The following is a 22,838-nucleotide window of genomic DNA, read 5'->3' as shown; positions in this document are numbered from 1 at the left end:
TTTATGCAAATTAGCTTAGTATCAACAGTATTTAATGAAAGCAGTCGTTTAGAAAAAACTATAGCTGATCTTGAAAGTCAGACTGTAAAACCTTCCGAAATTATCATTACCGATGCTGGATCTTCTGATGGAACTTACGAAAAGCTTTTAGAGTGGAGAGATACCTCAAACATTCCTATTATTATATTACAGAAACATCGCTGTAACGTAGCAGAGGGCCGTAATCTTGCTATTAGAACAGCAAAATATAATATTATTGCAAGTACTGATTTTGGCTGTCGCTTTACTAATCAATGGCTTGAATCAATTACTAATCCTCTTTTAAATCCTGAAATAATGGTTGTAGGTGGAAGCTTTAGTGTTATTGAGGCCGATCAAAACTCACTAGCAGCTAAAGCTGCATATATTAATAATAATGGCTATAATATTAATGTTAAAGCTGCCAATTTTATACCTTCATCTAGATCAATAGCTTACAGACGAGAAGTATTTGATAAGGTAGGGGGATATTGTGAATGGCTAACTTTGGCGGGAGATGACTTTGTATTTGGTTTGGAAGTGAAAGCTTCGGGGTACCAAATTTTAATGGTTGATGAGGCTAATGTTTTTTGGGGACGTCACGTTTTGCCTATAGGCTTTTTGAAAGAAGCTGGAAGATATGGTTTGGGAGAAGGAGAGGCTAAATCAAATGTATCAATGTTATTTAAGCATTTAATATCTCTATCCTTTCAAGTTCTTTTCGTTGTTCTTTTAATTTTTAATATAACATTTTATATCCTTGAAAAGGACGTAAATATTAGTGCTATTATTATCAACTTGATGTTTGCAATAGGATTTAAATCATATATTTCAACTTTTATGAATTGGCTACAATTTAGATCCGAAAAATATAATTTTAAAGTTTTAATATTTGCTTTTTATCAACAACAAATGATTAAATATTACTATATAAAAAGTTATTTAAAAGGTTACTTTAATACTTCAGAAAGAGTGGTTGGTAATTCAATCGAACTTAAAAAGAGACTTAATGGAAACATTAAGTCATAGTTGAGTATTTAATATGGAAAGCAAAGTAATTCTATCAATTGTTTTAATACTTGAAGAGGAAACATCATTAATTTTTAGCCATTTGGTTGAAAGTATACTTATGTCTGAGGAAAAAGTCGAGTTAATTGTGGTAGGTGCTAAAGTTTCTGTAGCTAAGATATTTTCTACGATTGACAAAGTGAAGTATAGTTATATTGACTATGAGGGGACTGATTTCGGGCTTAGTCTAAAACAGGCAATAGAAGTGTCTACAGGGATATATATATATGTTCTGCCAGCCAGCCTACAATTCTATGAAAGAGAATCTATCAAAGATCTTGTGTCCTATCTTTCAATTACAGAATTAGACTTTCTTTATTGCAGACAAAAAATTAGGCTTCCAGACGGAGCTCTTGTTGATAAGGTTTCTTCATATAATACAAATAAGCCATTAGAAGGTATCCCTCCCTTATTTGGCGAAATAATCGTGAACAGAAATTTTATATTAAAAGAGAATTTTCCAATTGGATTTGATAAAAATTATTTATTGGATTATGATTTGTTAGTTCGCTTCTGTAAAAGCGAAACTAATATCAAGTTTTTTGATAAACCTGTAACAGTTACTGATAACAATTTTAAAAAAAGCAAACTTTTTTTAGAAAAAAGAATGAATGTGTTGCGCGTCAATAAAAAACACACACCTGTAGTAACTTTTATATATTTAAAAACGATTGTACTTATTTCTTTAAGTAATTCACCATTATTAGGTCTTTATACCATTTTTAAAGCATTCTTATTTGATTATTTCCCAAACTATTGGGTTAATAAAATCCCTTTCTATTCGTTAAGACATTTTTATTATCGAAAAGTGATAAAAATTAAGTTAGGGAAGCAATCAAGCATTCATTTAAATTGTTTTATTTATGGCAGAAATATTGAGATAGGTAAGGGATGTGTTATTAATCGAGAATGTTTTTTAGACGGTCGAGGAAAATTAAAGATAGGCGACTTTACATCTATCTCCCCTCATGTGCATGTTATTACAGGAGATCATGATATTAATTCTAAAAATTTTGCCTTTAGATCTAAGGATATTATTATTGGTAATTTCGTATGGATTGGATCGAGAGCAACAATTTTACCTGGAGTAGTTATAGGAGAAGGAGCTATTGTTTGCGCTGGTGCTCTCGTAACAAAAGATGTTGCGCCATATACAATGGTTGGTGGTGTACCTGCTAAATTTATAAAGGATAGATCTAAAGATCTTAATTATAACCCAACATGGTTGCCATGGTTTGATTAATTAATACTTCAAAAAGATGATTATAGTAGTTGAGCCACAGATGCAGGGGGAGAAACATGTAATAGTAAATGCTGGTATTTTGGAAATATTGCAAATCACATTTACTGATGATATAATGCATTTATACGCAGATGAATTGCATTCTAAAAGGCTACTTGAAAAGCCATATTTAAGCAAACAAAATTTGGTCTTAAATAGTTACAAATATAAACCCAAAGAGGATAAAAAGACTAACTTAGCCCTAAAGTTTTTCAGACAGGCAAGATTATCCTGTAAAATGTTTAGACAAGCAAAAAAACATGAAGCAAAACTTATTGTCTTTACTTCATGTTTCCCATTTATTGCATTGTTTGTAAATTTTTTAGCGAGTCTATATAAACAAAAAATTATTATTTGCCATCATGGTGATTTGGGCGTGCTACTTTTGGATAAAAATAAGCTTGTTACAAAGATATTTCGTTATTTTATTAAAAAAATGATGGTTAATAGAAATTTAAAGTTTAACATCTCTTTAATTTATGGTAAAAGTATAAAGGATAAATTATTAGCTACAATCCCATCCATCTCTGGCAATTCTTTTATTGTAATCGATCACCCTTATGAATATTCTGGTAATAATCTTTTTAATAAAGCTAAGCGAGAAATTTTAACTTTGTCAAATATTGGTACGGCAACATTAATTAAAAATTCAGAATCTCTTTTTAAATTGGCTCAAATACTTAGAGCTCATATTTCCAATAATGAATTAAAGTTAACTCAAATTGGAAGTGTGGCAACCGAACTTCAACCATTTATAAATGAATTTGTAGATGTTTTAAAAAGAGATGGAAGCTTTATTCCTAATGCTGTTTTTGAAGAATCTTTAGCTAAATCGGACTATTTCATATATTTTTTTAAAACAGGAGGATACTATGAACTTTGCCCAAGTGGTACTTTTTTTGATGCGATAAAATACCTTAAACCAATAATTGCAATAAAAAATAGCTATTTAGAGTACTATTTTGATAAGTTAGGTAATATTGGATATCTATGCGAAAGTATTGATGATATGGCTGAACTAATAAGGTCCATAATTGTAGGAGAGAAAAAACAAGAATATTTTGAACAGTTAGAAAACTTAAAAAAAGCACAAAATCAATTGTCGAACGAAAATATATCGAAAGATTTTAAAAGGCAACTACTTTGTAAGCAATCATAATTCAGATTCAAACTAAATAACTATATATGCCAAGACTTACCGATAATATCATAATGAAATATTTTCAGCCAGTGCTTTTATTTGCTGGTACTTGGTTATTTGTTATTTTCCTGCTGTCTTTAAGGCTAAGTAATTTGCTTGAATCATCCGTAAATGATGCAATAACTTTTTTCTTAATGGTCTTTGCCTGCTTTACTGCAGGGTATTTAGTTGGATTTCTCACTAAGAAAAAAATAAAGGTAGATGTATCTGTTGTAGATATAAGCTTGAAACTAAAAAATCGATATTTTTTATTTATCAAGATCTGGGCATTTCTAACCGTTATAGAAATTATCTTTTCAGGAGGAGTACCTGTGCTTTGGCTACTTTTAAAAAATGGCAAAACATATTTTGATTTTGGTATACAATCTGTTCATGGATTGTTAAATGCATTGGGAATGATGCTTTGTGTTTTGTCATTCTATTTATTTAAAAAATATAAAGACAAAAAGTATTTATATTACATGCTTTTTTTAATTTTTTGGTATGTAATCGTGATAAGTCGTCAAGTTATAATCGTTATGTTAATGGAGATAACTTTTATCTTTTTTATTATGGCAAAAAATAAACTCTCATTAATCAAGACCGTTGCTATTTATGGATTTATAGTTATTTTCCTATTTGGAATAGTTGGAGACATGAGAAGTGGGGCAGATGCATTTTATGAGTTAGCACAACCGAGTGATAATTGGCCTAATTGGTTGCCTTCAGGCTTTCTATGGGTTTACGTTTACCTTACTACACCAATTAATAACTTAATCTTCAATTTTCAATTTGAAGTTCGCGAGTTAAGTTATTTATTTCCCAATACACTATCACTGCTATTACCTAGTTTTATTAGAGATATTGTTTTCGGCCAACAAGATACTGTATCTGGAAATCTTGTTACACCCGCTTTTAATGTTAGTAGTGCATTTATGTCTTCATATATGGATATGGGCAAATATGGATTAGGTATATTCGCTTTTGTGATTGGGTTGATAAGCAATTTAACTTGGTGGGCTACTGGTTCCAAAAGATTTTTTTTCCGGGCCATTACGTTTCAATGTATAATACTCTCAATTTTTTACAATCATTTTTTCTATTTACCTGTAGCATTCCAATATGTTTGGTTTATTTTGTTTTTTATGAATTATAAAAAAATATAATGCAACAGTTTCAAACTCTTAGAAAAATCAGATCGCAGGATAATACATCAGAAATTAAATTCTCGATTGCAACACGCGTCAAAAATGAGTTCAAGTGGATTCAGTTTTTTTTTGACTCATTAAAGGCGCAGACATTCTATCAGTATTTGGATATCGTTTTTTTGGATAGTGGCAGTACAGATGGTACATTGGAGTTCTTAGAAAAAGAAAATTGTAATTTATATAGCATAGCTAGTTCAGAATTTTCCTTTGGAGAGACGTGTAATCTAATGATGGAGCTAACCAAAGGAGATCATGTTTTATTTTTTTCTGGTCATGTTGAATTAGAAAATCAATACTTAGTTGAAGAGGTTCAAAGATTTATTGATAAAATCGGAACTCTTTCGGGATATTTTAGACAAGTACCTAATGAACGGGTTGGATGTTCTATATATGATAAAGTGTTTTTGAAATACAACTTCCCTGCGATTAACAGTATTGAGCCAGAAATAAAAGTAAATAATCATCGATTTTCTAACGCAGCTTCGATTGTTTCCAGATCACATTGGGAGGCAGTTAAATTTAAACCTATTATAGCAAGTGAAGATGCTTTCTGGGCTGATGAGACTGTAGAAAAGTTTAGAAGAATATATTATTTTCATATGTTTAATGTTAAGCATAGTCATAATGAGACATTTGATGATGTAAAGAAAAGAGTAGGTATAAATGTTTTAGCCAGATACCCTAGTGGGGTTAGTTTTCTGCAAAGAAAATTTATTTTTGCCAAAGTATTTTCAGCATTATTTATTAACACTTTTCAGTTGGTTAATTCTTATAAATTTGCCGTAGCTCATTCATCAGCATATAAAATTTAATTTAATGAATGCACATAAAATAGCTTTATTAATTCCTACGTTAAACGCAGGAGAATTATGGAGTCAAGTATTAGACTCAATTAATCTGCAAACGACAAAGGTTGACCGGAAAATAATTCTTGATTCAGGGTCTATTGATAATACTAAATTGAAGGCAAAGTCTTCTGGCTTTGAAATTATTAATATAAACAAGGCAGATTTTGATCATGGATATGCTAGGCAATTGTTGGCTGATGCTGCCCAAGATTGTGATATATTGATTTACCTTACTCAAGACTGCATTTTAAAAGATGATAATTCTTTTAGTGAACTAGTTACCGCTTTTCAAGATCAAAGCGTGGGTATTGCATACGGGAGGCAATTGCCTCATATTGGTGCTAAAGTATTGGAAACACACGCTAGATTATTCAATTATACAAGTGAATCAAGGGTTAAGCAATTAAGTGATAAAAATGAATTGGGTATAAAAACGGCATCTTGCTCTAATTCATACGCTGCCTATAGTAGAAAAGCTTTAAAAGATGTAGGTGGCTTTCCTAGCAATACAATTTTTGCTGAAGACGTAATTGTTGGCGGTCAAATGCTGATTAGTGGATGGAAAATTGCTTATGTAGCGAATGCAGAAGTTTATCATTCTCATGATTATACAACGAAAGAAGAATTTAAGCGATATTTTGATATTGGTGTATTCCATTCAACTAATAGTTGGCTGTTAAAAGAGTTTGGGTCTGCAGGTGGAGAAGGACTTAAATATCTAAAATCTGAGTTAAAATACGTTCTTAAGCATAATCCATTAGTTTTACCAAAAATGGTTATGTCAATTGGGGCAAAGTTCTTGGGCTATAAATTGGGAATGCTACACAAAAAGTTGTCTCCAAGCCAAAGGAGAGCCTTTTCTATGCATAGAAAATATTGGGATAAATTAGAAAAGAAATAAATGAATCATTTAATATTTGGCGGTTCTGGTTTTATAGGAACGCACCTAAAAAGATATATCAGAGAAACACTAAATCTTCCCGATCAGGTAGAGAGTTATGATATCCGAAAGAAGGTAAGTGCTGGGTTTATTGAGCTTGATATCAGAAAGCCAATTTTCTTGGATATTAACGATGCAGAAGAAAATATCATTTATAATTTAGCCGCAGTACACACCACTCCTGGACATCCAGATCATGAATATTTTGAAGCCAATATTTTTGGCGCTCAAAATGTTTGCGATTTTGCTCGTAAGAATAATATTAAAACAATTGTTTTTACTAGTTCAATAGCCCCCTATGGTGCCTCTGAAGATTATAAAACAGAAGAAACTTTACCCATGCCTAATACCCCTTACGGCATTTCTAAGTTAACTGCAGAATATATTCATAAGCTGTGGCAGTCGGAAGATCCAGCAACCCGAAAACTGATAATTGTTAGACCAGGAGTAGTTTTTGGTAAACAAGAGGGCGGTAACTTTACCCGATTGTATAATTCGCTAAAAAAAGGGTTCTTCTTTTATCCCGGAAGAAAGGATACCATAAAGGCTAGTGTATATGTAAAAGACGTGGCCAGGATATTATATGAAGCTGGTCAAAAGGAAAAGCCGGGGCATGTTACCTACAATTTAACTTATTTCCCTGCACCTACTATCGAAGAAATTTGTGTTACTATGGCTAAAGCTACCCAAACTAAAGCACCAAAAGTTTTGGTGCCTGGCTGGGCATTAAAATCAGCAGCTGGTTCAGCCTATTTTGGTGCGAGGGTATTGGGTAAAAATATTAGTGGTATCCATCCGGATCGAGTAAAGAAGTTAATGATTTCTACTAATATCTCTGGAGAAAAGCTTAGTCTATCTCCTTATAAATTACAATTTTCATTAAAAGAGGCACTAGAAGACTGGTATCAGGATTGTGAGAAAACTGGACTTTATTAACATCTAAAATTACATGAACAAAGATACATATGTATTAATTATGGCTGGAGGTGTGGGCTCACGCTTTTGGCCGAAAAGTAGAAATCATTTCCCAAAACAGTTTATTGATATTTTAGGCATTGGTAAATCTTTACTACAGCTCACTTATGAACGTTTTTTAAACATTTGCCCAATTGAGCAAATATTTGTTCTAACTAACGAAACTTATGCTGATTTGGTTGCTGAACAATTACCCGCTGTGTTAAAGCCTAATATTCTTTTGGAACCGAGTCGGAATAATACGGCCCCTTGCATTGCGTACGCGGCTTATAAAATTGGCCAATTAAATCCTAATGCAAATATTGTTGTCGCGCCTTCAGATCATTTAATTTTGAAAGAGAAAGTATTCTTGAATAAAGTGGAGCAGGCCTTGAATTTTAGTTCAAAGAACGATGCGTTGTTAACACTAGGAATTACTCCTACAAGGCCAGACACTGGTTATGGTTATATACAATATCAAGATGTACCAGGTGAAATTAAAAAGGTAAATGCCTTTATGGAGAAGCCCATTCTTGCTAAGGCAGAGGAATACCTGAAAAGTGGCGATTATGTTTGGAATGCGGGAATATTCATCTGGTCAGCAGCTTCTTTAAAGAAAGCATTTGAACAATATGCTCCTGAAATTGCTACATTGTTTGAAAGTGGCTTACCTTTTTATAATAGCCCTGATGAAGCTAGATTTATTTCCGAAAAATACCCTTTAAGCCCTAATATCTCCATCGATTATGCCATTTTAGAAAAGGCTGATAATGTATACACAATTCCTGCCGATATTGGTTGGTCTGATTTGGGTACCTGGGCATCGTTACATGCCATAGGAGAAAAAGATGTTGATAATAATATGGTCAATTTGGAAAAGATTCATTTAAAAGATACTTCGAACTGTATTATTCATTTGCCGAATGATAAAGCTGCCGTAATTAGGGGCTTAGATAATTATATCGTGGTAGATGATGGCGAAGTATTGTTAATTTATCCGAAATCTGACGAACAAGAGATTAAACAGGTGGCTAAGGATATGGTGATTCAACATGGAATACAGTATTCATAGATTCATAGTTAAGGAAATTAAAGATCGTTTGCAAAGTTTACGGAAATTGTAAACTTTTTTGTGTCTACCTACGAGATGAATTTATCGACTATTATTAGAGGCATGAATACTCTTCTTTCTTTAGCTTTTTGTAAATCTTATATTGTGTGATTATTACTGGTTTTTATTTTAGTAATGATTATTTAACTTTGAATTCAGAATTTGGGCATTAATTTTGTTCAGTTTGATTCATTTAAAACAAAAACAATACATAAATGTTTAAGTTTTCCCCTTAAAGCCTATGCAAACACGTTACTTATTTATACTCAAATACATTTTGCCAATAACTGACCTGATTATGGTCAATATTGTGTACTTTTTTGCCTACGAATTTACAGCATACATGGGTAAAGCAGTGAGTTCGGAATTGCAATGGCATTATATTGTAGTATGTAATTTGATCTGGATTGTGAGTACCACCAGTTTTGGACTTTATAGCGAATATGGGTCACGCAGAATAGAGCGGATCTACCGCGGAACCTGGAAAAGTGTAGTTTTACATGCGGTTTTGTTTTCTATTTATCTGTTCTTCTCCAAACAAAATGATTTCTCTAGATCCTTCTTAGTTATTTTTTATGGGATATTGGCCATTTTGTTTCTAGTGAACCGTTTTATTGGTACCTCTTTTCAGTTTTTATTATTTAACCATTTACGAGGTGTTAAATCGGTTGCTATCATGGGTAACAACGCCACTGGTTTACAATTAGCGAGTTATTTCGAAAAGCAGCGCTATATCGAATTTCATGGTTTTATTAATGATGTGCCTGAAGATTATTTAGACCGCAATGGCCAGATTTCGGATATGGTGGGGCGTCAATTCAAGATGGCTGTTGATAAGGGAATTAAAGATATTTATGTAACAATTGCGCCAGAACGGATGGCTGATATGACATTATTAACCGAAGAAGCCGAGCGTCAATGTGTACGCTTAAAGTTTATTCCGGATATTAGCGGCGCCTTATTGTCGCCTTATACGGTAAGTTATCTGGGAAATGAATTCCCTGTGATTTCTTTACGTTCAGAACCTTTAGAGAAAATACACAACCGCTTCAAAAAACGGGTAATTGATGTAATTTTCAGTGGTTTGGTAATTTTATTTGTATTGAGTTGGTTATATCCAATTATCGCCATTTTGATTAAAATGCAAAGTAAAGGGCCTGTTTTGTTTAAACAACTGAGAAGTGGGCGCGACGACGAACCTTTTTGGTGTTTTAAATTTAGGAGCATGCGTATGAACGCTGATAGTGATAAACGACAAGCGAGCAAAAACGATGACCGGATTACGCCAATAGGGAAGTTCTTAAGGAAGTCGAGTTTGGATGAATTGCCTCAGTTTTTTAATGTATTTATGGGGCATATGAGTGTAGTTGGCCCCCGTCCGCATATGTTAAGCCATACCGAACAATACAAAGGTATTGTAGATCAATTTATGGTGCGCCACTTTTTAAAACCAGGTATTACTGGTTGGGCACAGGTAAACGGTTACCGTGGTGAAACCAAAGAAGATTATAAAATGGTGAAACGCGTGGAACATGATATCTGGTACCTAGAAAATTGGAGTGCGATGCTGGATGTGAAGATTATCTTTATGACGGTTATTAATATGGCCAAAGGTGAAGAGAATGCATTTTAATTCAATTATTTAATGAATACAAAACCAACCTTAATTATCCTGGCTGCTGGAATGGCAAGCCGTTATGGAGGAAACAAACAAACAGAATCGTTCGGCCCTAGTGGTGAAACCATTATGGAGTACTCTATTTTTGATGCCCTCAGAGCAGGATTTGGTAAGGTGATTTTTATTATCCGTGAAGAATTTGCTGAAGCATTTGCCACGCAAATTGAACCTAAATTAAGCGGTAAAATTGAAATTGACTATGCTTATCAATCGCTTGAAAGTTTTAGCAAGGATATTGAATTTTCGAAAGAAAGAACAAAACCTTTTGGTACTGCACATGCGCTACTTTGTTGCAAAGGTAAGGTGAGTGAGCCTTTTGCCGTAATTAATGCCGATGACTTTTATGGTTTAGATGCCTTTAATAAAGCCTATACATTTTTAACCCAGGAGATTCAGGATGATTTATTCGCCTGCCTAGGATATGAATTAAAGAATACCGTAAGCGAGTTTGGTGCCGTTACCAGAGGGGAGATTCGAACCAATGCGGTAGATGAAATTGTCTCCATCAATGAAAGGAAAGAGATCATTTTAAAAGAAGGACAAATTTTAAGCCTGGAAAAAGACCAACAACAGATTTTAGCTTCAGACACACAAGTGAGTATGAACTTTTTTTGTTTTACACCTGCTTTTATTGATTGGATGGAGGATAAGTATTATGCATTCTTATCTGCAAATAAGGGTGAGCTTAAGGCGGAGTTTCTTATACCGGAAGTTGCCGATCAATTGATCAAAAGTGGTGATGCCCGTATCAAAGTTATTGCTACGGGTGCCAAGTGGTTTGGTGTTACCTTTAAGGAAGATGCAGCCATGGTACAAGAAGAACTTTTAAAACTTTCTAACGCACAAACTTACCCTGTAGATCTTTGGGATGTTAATGCTGCGATAACATTATTATAATTTAAAGCCCTTAAGGGCTTTTTCTTTTAGTGAAACTTAGAGCGCATCGTTAATTTCATAATTAATAACGTTCTTTGCCGTTTGAATTAAAATTTATCAGATGAAGAAAATCTTATTCCTCCTATTTTTAGTCGTTTCTTTTTATGAGTTAAAGGCTCAGGCTGTTTATCAACCTTACTCTTATCAGTTTTATCAGAAGCTGAGTAGTGAGATTTATAATCCAAATACACGCTTTCATAGTGCTTTAAAGCTTTTCTTTATCGATGATAGCTTGCTGAGGGATAAAAATGCCCTTTTAATGAATGTTGGGGTAGACTCGACGAGAAAATCATGGGCAGCCAGAAAGTTGTTTCAAGAGCATTTATTTGATATTCAAAAAGAAGATTATACAGTTTATGCAGACTTTTTACCAGATTTTCAGATAGGGCGTGATTTTTCGGGAAAGAAAAATACTTATCTAAATACTCGTGGTTACCAGGTTGGGGGTACGATAGGTAAGAAATTTTCTTTTTATACCAGTGGGTTTGAAAATCAAGGTCGGTTCGCCAATTATTATAGAAATTATATTAGTCAAACTGGAGTTGTTCCTGGTCAATCTTATAACCGTGTCGGTGGTAAATATGGTCAAGGTTATAATCCTGATATTAATCCTTTAACCGCAGATTGGTCGTACGTAACCGCTACCGTATCTTATACGCCCATAAAATATTTAAATATTACTGCAGGATATGATAAAAACTTTGTGGGTGATGGTTATCGCTCACTACTGCTATCAGATTATGCTTCGCCTTATCCATTTTTAAAATTAACGGGTAATTTGGGGAATGTACAATATATGGTGATGTGGGCAGCAATGCAAGATCCAAGCGCGCCACAATTATCGTACGAAGCTGGTTTTAGAAAAAAGGGCGGAATATTTCATTATTTAGATTGGAATGTGAATAATCGGTTATCTATTGGCTTCTTCGACTCTATTGTATGGGCGCAAACAGACGATGCCGGAAACAGAAGAGGTTTTGATTGGGGCTATGCGAACCCGATTATTTTCTTAAGGCCAATTGAGGCCTCAAGTGGTTCTCCTGATAATGCCTTATTAGGCTTTACAGGGAAATATAAATTTGCGAAAGAGCTAGTTGCTTATGGGCAATTTTCCTTAGATGAATTTCAAGCAAAGGAATTTTTCTCTTCAGAGGGGAGTTCAAGAAATAAATATGCCTGGCAATTGGGTTTAAGAGGTGCAGATGTATTTCATGTAGCTGGATTAAACTATCTAGTGGAATATAATACGGCAAAGCCTTATACATTTTCATCACGTAAACCAATTATTAACTATGCACAGTATGGCGAACCCCTAGCACATCCTCTTGGCGCAAATTTTAGAGAACTTATTGGCTTATTAAATTACTCTTATAAACGTTTTGATTTTAGCGGGGAATTAATGTATGCTAAATATGGTTTAGATGAAGCCGGACAGAATTATGGTAAAAATATTTTCGAACCTTATACAGATGCAGTAAAAGCAAATGGAAATTATACTACTCAAGGTATCCGTACCGATCTTTTTTATGCTGAAGGGAAAGTAGCTTATGTAGTTAACCCAAAATACAACCTACGCTTAGAACTAGGTGGTGTGGTTAGGAGAGAAAGTAACAACTTAGGTAAAAATACTACGGGATTAATTACTTTCGGTTTACGGAGTTCGTTCAGGAATTTGTATTCTGATTTTTAGCGAGAACTTATACATGATAAAGCCTCAGTTATTTATTTAACTGAGGCTTTTTATGTTTGAAAATAGTATTTATTGAATTCCATTATAAGCAATAGAAAGTACCTCTACCCTGCCATACTATCAGTTGTTCTTTTGATGGCAAATTTCTTAACCGTTTCAATAATAGCATTTTTGTCATAACCGCATTCGGCCCAAAGCTCAGCCTGTTCGCCATGTTCGATAAACCGATCTGGAATACCTAAACGGATTACATTTGCGCTATAACCATGATCGGCCATAAACTCCAATACTGCAGAACCTACTCCTCCAGGTAATGAACCATCTTCTACGGTGATTACATATTTATATTTAGCAAATACTTCATGTAGTAACTGCTCATCCAATGGCTTCACAAAACGTAAATCGTAATGTGCTGGATAAAAACCTTCGCTGTTTAATTCGGCTCGTGCTTCAACGGCAAAGTTACCTACGTGGCCAATAGTTAATAAGGCTACATCCTCTCCATCACAGATCTTACGTCCTTTGCCAATTTCTAATGCTTTGAATGGTCGTTTCCAATCGGGCATTACACCGTTACCGCGAGGGTAACGGATTACGAACGGCCCCATATTTTCTTGTTGAGCGGTAAACATCAGGTTTCGCAATTCTTCTTCATTCATGGGAGAAGAAACGATTAAGTTCGGAATACAGCGCATGTAGGCAATATCATATGCACCATGGTGTGTTGCACCATCGGCTCCTGCTAAGCCCGCTCTATCCAAACAAAACACTACGTTCAATTTTTGAATAGCTACATCATGAATCACCTGATCGTAGGCCCTTTGCATGAAGCTTGAATAGATGTTACAGAACGGAACTAATCCTTGTGCCGCCAAACCAGCCGAGAAAGTCACAGCATGTTGCTCTGCGATACCCACATCGAATGCACGTTTTGGCATCGCTTTCATCATAATATTTAACGATGATCCTGATGGCATAGCAGGTGTAATACCTACAATTTTATCATTCGCCTCAGCCAGCTCGACCATGGTATGTCCGAAAACATCCTGGTATTTTGGTGGTTGTGGCTTATCTGGAATACTTTTTTTGATTTCGCCGGTAATCTTATCGAAAAGACCTGGCGCATGCCACTTGGTCTGGTCTTTTTCTGCCAGCGCAAAACCCTTACCTTTTACGGTAACGCAATGTAAAAGCTTGGGACCAGGAATAGCAGATAAATCTTTTATGGTCTGCGCTAAACGTTTTACATCATGCCCGTCAACAGGACCGAAATACCTAAAGTTTAAAGCTTCAAATAAATTACTTTGTTTAAGTAAAGTGCCTTTGATGCTTTTCTCTATTTTTTTAACATATTTATGTGCGTTAGGGCCAAGCTTAGAAAGCCCTGTAAGTACATGAGAAATATCATCACGGAAACGGTTGTACGATTTTGAAATGGTGATGCTGGTTAAGTATTCCTTAAGCGCACCCACATTCGGATCGATAGACATGCAGTTATCATTTAAGATGACCAGCACATTACTGTTTTCGATCCCTGCATGGTTTAATCCTTCAAAAGCTAAACCAGCTGTCATGGCGCCATCGCCGATAACGGCAACGTGTTGCCGATCGGTTTCGCCTTTTAATTGTGAAGCCACTGCCATACCTAAAGCAGCCGAAATGGAAGTAGAAGAATGTCCTACACCAAAGGTATCGTACTCACTTTCTGAAATTTTTGGGAAACCGCTAATGCCACCGTATACACGGTTGGTATGGAATAAATCCCTACGGCCGGTTAATATTTTATGTCCGTATGCTTGGTGGCCTACATCCCAAACCAACTTATCGTAAGGGGTGTTTAATGCATAGTGTAAGGCTACCGTTAATTCAACAACACCTAAACTGGCGCCAAAATGGCCACCGTTAACACTAACAACATCAATGATATACTGTCGTAATTCCTGGCTTATTTGTTCTAAGTCAGAATCGCTATATTGCTTTAAATCAGCGGGATAGTTGATTTTAGATAATAGGGGGCCAGCTTTTACTTGCATTCGAAATTTATGGTAAAAAACAAGATACAAAGTAAGGCAAATTTGTTTTAATATAGAAGAGAAAAATAGTGGTTTATTCTTGCCGTTTAAGGGGTTAGCGTTTAGTGGGTTAGTGTTTAACGTTTGGCAGGTTAGCGAATGGAGGTTAAGGGTTAGGGTTTAGTGGTTAGATTGTTCGGGACCTGAAAATTTTCATTATGTTTGTCTCTTCACATGCAGGCAGAGAATTTTGAAATAAAACTTCCGGTATTCGAAGGCCCCTTCGATTTGTTGCTGTTCTTTATAGAACGGGACGAACTAAATATCCAGGATGTGGAGATTGCCAAAATCACCAACGATTTTTTGGCCTACATACATAAACTCCTTGCCCTAAATGTAGAAGTGGCCAGCGAATTTATTTTAGTGGCTGCAACCTTGATGCGTATTAAATCTAAAATGCTTTTACCAAGGATTGAGGTTGATGAATCCGGAAATGAAATCGACTCGGAGCAGGACCTTATTGCCCGGCTGATTGCCTATAAACAGTTTAAATCTGCCGCAGAAGAAATGAAGGTTTATGAAGAGGAACGGTTTAAACAAGATCAACGGGGTAATATTGCATATGATCTAACCCTGGCAGCTGCATCCTCAACGCATCAGGATGAACTTTTATCATTGGATCTCTATAAACTTTTAACCGTTTATCACCGGACGATGCAGAAGTATGAGCTGCGGAGCGAAGAGGTTAAACACACCGTAGTTCAATATCCTTATACTATTGAGCAGCAAAAACACTTTATTGCCAATCTGCTTGATATTAATAAACAGATCGATTTTGCTTTGGTGCTTAAAAACTCGGAGAATAAAGTGCATTTCGTTTATAATTTCCTGGCTATTTTAGAAATGTTGCAACAACAAATCGTAGAGATAACCATTGGGAGCGGCTTTAACAACTTTAATGTGAAAGCATTATCTTAAACAGGCGTGAATTAAATTTGAAATCCTTACTTTTGCCAAAAAAATACAAACCTAAATATACAATGACACGCGACAACCAAATTTTTGAACTTATCGATAAAGAATTAAACCGCCAAGAGCATGGTTTAGAGCTTATTGCATCAGAAAACTTTGTAAGCAAGCAGGTAATGGAAGCTGCCGGATCGGTACTAACCAATAAATATGCCGAAGGCTTACCAGGGAAACGTTACTATGGCGGTTGCCAGGTAGTAGATGTGGTAGAGCAAATTGCTATCGATAGGGCAAAAGAGTTGTTCGGTGCAGCGTGGGTAAACGTTCAGCCACACTCTGGCGCACAGGCTAATGCGGCCGTAATGTTAGCTGTTTTGCAACCAGGTGATAAAATATTAGGATTTGACCTTTCACACGGCGGCCACTTAACACATGGTTCTCCAGTAAACTTTTCTGGTAAATTATACCAACCTTTATTTTATGGGGTAGAAAAAGAAACCGGATTAATTGACTATAAAAAATTAGAAGAGGTTGCTTTAGCCGAAAAACCTAAATTAATTATCTGCGGTGCATCTGCTTATTCCCGCGAGTGGGATTACGCTTTTATCCGTGCAGTAGCAGATAAAATCGGTGCTTTGGTTTTAGCTGATATTTCTCACCCTGCAGGTTTAATCGCAAAAGGATTGTTGGCCAACCCACTTCCACATTGCCATATTGTAACCACTACCACCCACAAAACTTTACGTGGCCCACGTGGAGGTATGATTATGATGGGGCAGGATTTCGAAAATCCATGGGGATTGAAAACGCCTAAAGGCGAAACCCGTTTAATGAGTAACCTGCTCGATATGGCGGTTTTCCCTGGTACACAAGGTGGTCCGTTAGAGCATATTATTGCGGCTAAAGCCATTGCTTTTGGCGAAGCTTTAAGCGATGAGTACGGAACGTACATTAAACAAGTTGCAGCTAATGCACAGGCAATGGCCAAAGCATTTGTAGCTAAAGGATATGGCATTATTTCTGGTGGTACAGATAACCACCTGATGCTGATTGATCTTCGGAATAAAAATATTACAGGTAAAGTGGCTGAAAATGCTTTAGAGAAAGCAGAAATTACAGTGAACAAGAATATGGTTCCTTTCGATGATAAATCGCCATTTGTAACTTCGGGTATCCGCGTAGGTACTGCAGCAATTACTACACGCGGTTTAAAAGAAACTGAAATGGAGAAGATTGTAGACTTAATCGATCAGGTTTTAACTAATCCGGAAGATGAAGCTAACCTAAATAGTGTAAAAGCTGAAGTGATTAAACTGGTAAGCGCTTTCCCACTTTATAAATAAAATTATACACCAACCCTGTTGGGGGTGCAATAGAATGAGCAGTTACATTAATTTGTAGCTGCTTTTTTTGTGAAGTAAGTTTTTTGCCTTAATGCTGTAAAACAAACGTTTGTTTTATATATTTGACCAATAAAATGATGTAACTTATGTGTGGAATAGTAGGCTATATTGGCTACAGAGAAGCCTGGCCAATTGTATTAAAAGGTCTTAAAAGATTGGAGTACCGCGGGTATGACAGTGCTGGTATTGCGGTAATGAATAATAGTGGTCAGCACATCTACAAAAAGGCAGGAAAAGTAGCTGTTTTAGAAGAATACGCTGAAGACAAAGATAGGTCTGGTACAATTGGTATGGGGCATACCCGATGGGCAACTCATGGCGTACCTTCCGATCGAAATTCTCATCCACACACCTCGAATAATGGTAAGTTATCTATTATACACAATGGAATTATAGAAAATTATGCCACCTTAAAGGAAGAATTAACCAGTCGTGGCCACGAGTTTAAAAGCGATACCGATACAGAGGTATTAATCCATCTGATTGAGGAAATCCAGGAAATTGAAAATATTGATCTTTTAGAAGCAGTTCGTCTGGCTTTGCAGGAGGTAAACGGTGCCTACGCCATCGTGATCATGGATAAAGAACACCCTGATCGTTTAATTGCTGCAAGGAAAGGGAGTCCGATGGTAATTGGCGTTGGCGTAGGGGAATATTTTATCGCTTCTGATGCTACACCCATTATAGAATATACTAAAAATGTAATTTATCTCAAGGATGGTGAAATCGCCCAGATTACCAAAAATGATCTTTTAGTTAAGCAATTGGATAACATCGTTCAAACCCCTTTAATTCAAGAGTTACAGCTAAAGCTAGAGATGTTGGAGAAAGGTGGCTTTGATCACTTTATGTTGAAAGAGATTTATGAGCAGCCACGTTCGATTAAGGATTGTATGCGTGGGCGTATTTATCCTGAACAGGGGAAAGTTCAGCTTGGCGGTATAAAGGAATTTGCAGAGAAATTAAAAAATATAGACCGGATCATTATTGTGGCCTGCGGAACATCGTGGCATGCAGGTTTGGTTGGCGAATACCTGATTGAAGAATATGCCCGTATTCCTGTTGAAGTGGAGTATGCTTCAGAATTCAGGTACAGAAATCCGATTATTACTGAAAAAGATGTGGTAATTGCCATTTCGCAGTCTGGGGAAACTGCCGATACCATGGCGGCTATAGAAATGGCTAAAGAACGTGGTGCAACTATTTTTGGAATTTGTAATGTGGCCGGTGCCTCTATCCCACGTTTAACTCATGCTGGCGTTTATACCCATGCCGGACCAGAAATTGGTGTAGCCTCAACAAAAGCATTTACCGCACAGGTAACGGTTTTAACCTTGATGGCCTTTTATATGGCGCAACAAAAAGGAACCATTACCACTTCAAAATTGATTGAGCTTTTAACCGAACTGGATCATATCCCTGAAAAAATCCAGATTGCTTTAGAATCGAACGATTTGATCAAAGAAGTTGCAGAAAAGATCAAAGATTCTACTAACTGCTTGTTTTTAGGTAGAGGTAGTGGTTTTCCTGTGGCCTTAGAAGGTGCCTTAAAGCTTAAAGAAATTTCTTATATCCATGCAGAAGGTTATCCTGCAGCAGAAATGAAACATGGGCCTATCGCTTTAATTGATGAAGAAATGCCAGTGGTTTTTATTGCTACTCAAAATTCATCGTACGAGAAAGTGATTAGTAACATACAGGAAGTAAAAGCCAGAAAAGGAAAGGTAATTGCCATTGTAACCGAAGGCGATACTGAGGTTAAGAAAATGGCCGATTACTGTATAGAAATTCCTGATGCCAATGAAGCTTTTTTGCCACTTATAGCAACCATCCCGCTTCAGTTATTGTCGTACCATATTGCAGTAATGCGTGGGTGTAATGTAGACCAGCCTAGAAACCTGGCTAAATCGGTAACAGTAGAATAAGAATAATTTACAACAAACAAATAGATAAAGCAGTTGCATTAACTTGTAGCTGCTTTTTTTGTTATAGGAGTATTTAAATACTGACTTTGTTAACTAAGCCCGATTGAACGGATGCCGTTTTGACCCATATATTTTTGATATCGAGAAGTTAAAACGGCAGGAGGAAAAGCGGGGCTGCAGGCTGCCATTAGCACCAACGCTAACTTTCAAAAAAATAAATATTGTAGGTGATAGAGGTAATAGGCGATAATGGCCTAAAAGAATCGAGTGGCAATCCTATAATCTTGTTAAAAAGTAAAGGGCCGATATTCTTAGAAGAAATATCGACCCTTACCATCTAAATTAACGCTCTCGAATATATAAACGATATTTTTTGCTAAATTGTTTTAGGGAAATAAAAAAAAGTTGTTATTTTTCGTAACTGCCTAAGGTTGAGGGAGAAATTCTTGTGTTGCCTTTTATATCTTTGTTAAGATAACCCGTAAAATAAGGATCGTTGCTTAAATCGGCACCTTTCTTTCTGGCCGGACTGCTCGCCGAGAGCTCAAAATTTTCCATTTCCTTGTCGATGAAGGATGGATCAATATTCAAAATATTGCCGTTACCGTTATAAGTACTGTTGGTAGATCGGATTAAATTACTCCATAAATTGAGTTGCACTATTGCAGCAGTTTTCTTTTGGATATCCAGTTCGTTGGTTAGACTGCCCCAAATGATATTATTGGTTAAATCTATCTGCAGGTTATTATAAGCATCTGTAGATAAATAATCTGAAAAGCTAAGTGAAGCAGTTTTACGTGGAAAATTTAAGTTATATCCCGCAAAGGTATTCTGTTTCAAGTTGTAATTACCCCCTCCTACTGCATATATTAAATAATTCCCGCAGTTATACATCATATTATTAAATGCAAGCAGCTCTGAGTGGTAGCCAATATATGCCGCTACCTGCATGTTTTTAATAATGCTATTGCTTAAAATTAATTTAGGGTTGTTGTTAGTGGATAAAGAATCGGAGGTAATGCCAACAGATGCATTTTTAATGATCGCATTTTTAATCAGCCCATATCCGGTGCGTTTTAGAAAAATCCCTTTCCATTGTCCAGGTTCATCACTATATATTCTTTCAAGCCTGTCGCTACAAAATAATACAGGTTCCGTAAAGCTGCCATTAACCATCAGGTTTCCTTCTATGTTTAAATTGGCATCCTTATGGAAATAAATTTTGGCCCCAGGCTGGATAGTTAATGAAGCTCCACCCTTAACGGTTAACGATCCATTAATAATATAGGGCAAAGTTTTTGTCCAGGTCGTATTTGTATTAATTGTAGATTCATTAACAAATACAGCGTTCTGCCCGTAAGCTAAAAGCTGAATCACCTGTTTATTCCCGTTTGTATTTAATATGATAGAATCCTGAACCAGAAAGGGTAGGCTGGTTGAATTTGGATTGATCGAAACTTTAACGAAAAGATTTATAGAATCCTGGCCGTTTATGATGAGGTCATTTTTGTTCTGCGTTTGCTCGCCGTTAATATTAATACTAAAAGCCGAAGCGCTGCCGCCTGATAATCTGATTTCGGAAACTTTTACTGCATCATTATTTTTGTTGGCAATCTTTATTTTTTTGGTTATTGAGCCCACGGAAGTAAAAATCGTATCAAATAATATCTCTTTATTAGAAATGTTTAGCTTAGCATTTGGATCTGTGGTGATGCGTTCCCCTTTCCGACAAGCCGCGAGGAATAAGATTAAAAGCACTAAGCCAATATTTAAACGCATAAATCAAACTTAGAAAAATGTTTGGCTACTTACAATAGCAATAAACCATATAATCGTCGTTATTCTGCAAAGGCAAGCGCTGCAATGCTTACTTTTGCTGCCCCAGTAGCTAAGAGTGCATTGGCACAGGCTTCAAGTGTTGCCCCAGTGGTAATTACATCGTCAACCAGTAAAATATGTTTGCCGATGATATCTTCAGGAGAATTTACCTGAAAAACGTCTTTCATATTTTCATAACGATTATACCTGCTTTTTTTAGTTTGGCTTTCGGTAGCAGTATTCCGGATAAGATGATTTTCGCTGATATCGATTCCCATCTGCGCTGCAATCCCTTCAGCAATAAAGGTACTTTGGTTATATCCCCTGGCCTTAAATTTTTTGCGATGTAAAGGAACTGGAATAACGATATCAACACCTTGGTAAAGAATTGCAGGTTTTAACCGTTCTCCCAGCATATTGCCTAATAGTACCCCAACATCGGTTCTGCCGTTATATTTTAAGTTGTGTATTAAGTTTTGAACCTTCGCCCCTTTTCTAAAATATAACATGGCCATGGCAGCATTAAGTGGTAAGCGCCCCCATAATTGCTTGGCAACCCTATTATCTGCATATTGATGATAATCGGTAAAAGGAAGATCGTATAAACATTTTATACAGATCAACTGTTCGTGGCGAAACAAAGAATTGCCACATGCATTGCATAAATTTGGGAATAGCAGTCCAAATAAATCAGAAGTCCATTGTTTAACCAGAAGCATCTAACTAATTTATAAAATATTTTTGACTTCCGAAGTTTCAATAAGCATAGGCGTTGGAAAATTTCGGAAGTCTATTCAGGCCACAGGTTATTCTTGCACTATATAATATAGTAGTGCTTTTGTTTTTTAGGAAAATCAAGTTTCGTGCTGCTATATAGGTTTGTTCCCGCTTTCCATTTCAAGTCCTCGCTGCGCTGCGGGCTTTCCATTACAATCGGGTTTATGTTGCAGGGGCAGTGCGGGGCACACCGTCACGGCGCCAAAAAGATAAAAGTAGCCTTTCAGCCCTTAATGACCTTAATTGCTTAATGGTAAAAAACGCCGGGTTTACCCCTAAAAACCACGTTTAGATAACTGGGCTGCCTTATTGTTTTACGTTGCTCCTAATTATTTTGGCCTGTAATCCACCAGGTTAGCTAATAATCCGCTTTAATTCCGGGTAAACCCTTTGCGGTAGCATTAATTTTTTCTACTTTTGCATCCCGCTTCGGAGGAGAGGGCAGCAGACTGAAAAGCGTACAATAGGGATAGATAGGGCGGTATTTATTTTAAAATAAATATTGCGGATGAGGAAAATATTGCTACCTTTGCAGCCCGGTCCGGAAGGAGGGGGAGCTGGATAACATCAGCGTACTGAAAAGCAAACGGGAAAAAAAGAGGCTTAAAAAATAAAATTTATTTTATTTGGAAGTTTAAAAAAGATCCTTACCTTTGCACTCCCAACCGAAAGGGATGGGGAAAAGATCGGAACGGCGGACGCCGGAAAGATAGAAAAAAAAGATTGAAACGGATTGAAACACAGGCTGGACGAACAAGACCGGCCGGAACTGAAACCGAAGATATATAAGCGATCGGCCGTGAGGTTTACCAGATCGATAAGTTCTTAAAAGAGATGTCAATGTAGCGTAGCGAGGTAATGGAGTACCGATCAAAGTACATGATTACGTAGCTTTATTTTAAAGGTGGTGTCTAACAGACAACATAAAAAAAAGAAGACTATTTTTAACAATAGTTAAAACTGGTCAGCATCTTACAACACATTTTACAATGGAGAGTTTGATCCTGGCTCAGGATGAACG

17 protein-coding genes are annotated in these 22,838 nt (G+C 36.1%); 14 read left to right on the top strand and 3 right to left on the bottom strand.

Features of this window, described 5'->3' with window-relative positions:
• Positions 1–3 precede the first annotated feature (3 nt).
• The 11 genes from FHT21_RS15050 to FHT21_RS15000 all read left to right on the top strand — a co-directional run bounded on the left by FHT21_RS15050 (position 4) and on the right by FHT21_RS15000 (position 12,913).
• Entirely contained in the window at positions 4–1,047 is a 1,044-nt protein-coding gene (locus tag FHT21_RS15050; RefSeq protein WP_167295613.1) for a glycosyltransferase, read from the top strand.
• Positions 1,048–1,060: 13 nt separating this feature from the next.
• A complete protein-coding gene (locus tag FHT21_RS24870) occupies positions 1,061–2,329 on the top strand; it encodes an acyltransferase (protein WP_208398965.1) in 1,269 nt (422 codons plus the stop codon).
• Positions 2,330–2,345: 16 nt separating this feature from the next.
• Entirely contained in the window at positions 2,346–3,527 is a 1,182-nt protein-coding gene (locus tag FHT21_RS15040) for a hypothetical protein (protein WP_167295612.1), read from the top strand.
• Between the two features lie 26 nt (positions 3,528–3,553).
• Positions 3,554–4,714 carry an O-antigen polymerase gene (locus FHT21_RS15035; RefSeq protein WP_167295611.1) on the top strand — a complete coding sequence of 387 codons (1,161 nt, stop codon included), beginning with the start codon at positions 3,554–3,556 and terminating at the stop codon, positions 4,712–4,714.
• Positions 4,714–5,568, top strand: a complete 855-nt coding sequence (locus tag FHT21_RS15030) for a glycosyltransferase family A protein (RefSeq protein WP_167295610.1) — start codon at positions 4,714–4,716, stop codon at positions 5,566–5,568. The genes FHT21_RS15035 and FHT21_RS15030 overlap by 1 nt, the downstream gene beginning before the upstream one ends.
• A gap of 4 nt (positions 5,569–5,572) precedes the next feature.
• Positions 5,573–6,505: a glycosyltransferase gene (locus FHT21_RS15025; RefSeq protein ID WP_167295609.1), complete on the top strand. Its 933-nt coding sequence runs from the start codon at positions 5,573–5,575 to the stop codon at positions 6,503–6,505.
• Complete coding sequence (locus FHT21_RS15020; protein ID WP_167295608.1) at positions 6,506–7,480, top strand: NAD(P)-dependent oxidoreductase; 975 nt, start codon at positions 6,506–6,508, stop codon at positions 7,478–7,480.
• Positions 7,481–7,493: 13 nt separating this feature from the next.
• A complete protein-coding gene (locus FHT21_RS15015; protein WP_167295607.1) occupies positions 7,494–8,570 on the top strand; it encodes a mannose-1-phosphate guanylyltransferase in 1,077 nt (358 codons plus the stop codon).
• 280 nt (positions 8,571–8,850) lie between these two features.
• Positions 8,851–10,242: an undecaprenyl-phosphate glucose phosphotransferase gene (locus FHT21_RS15010; RefSeq protein WP_167295606.1), complete on the top strand. Its 1,392-nt coding sequence runs from the start codon at positions 8,851–8,853 to the stop codon at positions 10,240–10,242.
• Positions 10,243–10,254: 12 nt separating this feature from the next.
• Positions 10,255–11,184: a sugar phosphate nucleotidyltransferase gene (locus tag FHT21_RS15005; protein WP_167295605.1), complete on the top strand. Its 930-nt coding sequence runs from the start codon at positions 10,255–10,257 to the stop codon at positions 11,182–11,184.
• Positions 11,185–11,284: 100 nt separating this feature from the next.
• Positions 11,285–12,913, top strand: a complete 1,629-nt coding sequence (locus FHT21_RS15000; protein WP_167295604.1) for a gliding motility protein RemB — start codon at positions 11,285–11,287, stop codon at positions 12,911–12,913.
• Positions 12,914–13,017: 104 nt separating this feature from the next.
• Here FHT21_RS15000 and dxs read toward each other — a convergent pair whose 3' ends face one another.
• Entirely contained in the window at positions 13,018–14,946 is a 1,929-nt protein-coding gene (gene dxs, locus FHT21_RS14995) for a 1-deoxy-D-xylulose-5-phosphate synthase (RefSeq protein ID WP_167295603.1), read from the bottom strand.
• Between the two features lie 213 nt (positions 14,947–15,159).
• On the opposite strand from dxs, the gene FHT21_RS14990 reads away from it, so the two are divergent.
• The 3 genes from FHT21_RS14990 (at position 15,160) to glmS (ending at position 19,222) form a co-directional block, all read left to right on the top strand.
• The gene (locus FHT21_RS14990; protein ID WP_167295602.1) at positions 15,160–15,903 is read left to right on the top strand and encodes a segregation/condensation protein A; all 744 of its coding nucleotides are present in this window, start codon (positions 15,160–15,162) and stop codon (positions 15,901–15,903) included.
• Positions 15,904–15,965: 62 nt separating this feature from the next.
• Positions 15,966–17,237: a serine hydroxymethyltransferase gene (gene glyA / locus FHT21_RS14985; RefSeq protein WP_167295601.1), complete on the top strand. Its 1,272-nt coding sequence runs from the start codon at positions 15,966–15,968 to the stop codon at positions 17,235–17,237.
• 146 nt (positions 17,238–17,383) lie between these two features.
• Positions 17,384–19,222 carry a glutamine--fructose-6-phosphate transaminase (isomerizing) gene (gene glmS / locus FHT21_RS14980; protein ID WP_167295600.1) on the top strand — a complete coding sequence of 613 codons (1,839 nt, stop codon included), beginning with the start codon at positions 17,384–17,386 and terminating at the stop codon, positions 19,220–19,222.
• Positions 19,223–19,630: 408 nt separating this feature from the next.
• Here the strand turns inward: glmS and FHT21_RS14975 are convergent, their stop codons facing one another.
• Together FHT21_RS14975 and FHT21_RS14970 are read right to left on the bottom strand one after the other, a co-directional pair.
• Positions 19,631–21,001, bottom strand: coding sequence for a hypothetical protein (locus FHT21_RS14975; RefSeq protein WP_167295599.1), 1,371 nt, complete (start codon positions 20,999–21,001; stop codon positions 19,631–19,633).
• A 59-nt stretch (positions 21,002–21,060) separates the two neighbouring features.
• Entirely contained in the window at positions 21,061–21,759 is a 699-nt protein-coding gene (locus tag FHT21_RS14970) for a ComF family protein (RefSeq protein ID WP_167295598.1), read from the bottom strand.
• Positions 21,760–22,838: the final 1,079 nt, after the last annotated feature.

This window comes from Pedobacter sp. SG908 (assembly GCF_011759615.1).
GTDB lineage: Bacteria > Bacteroidota > Bacteroidia > Sphingobacteriales > Sphingobacteriaceae > Pedobacter > Pedobacter riviphilus.
Note: the sequence above shows the minus strand (reverse complement) of the source record. Positions and strands in the feature narration are given on the sequence as shown.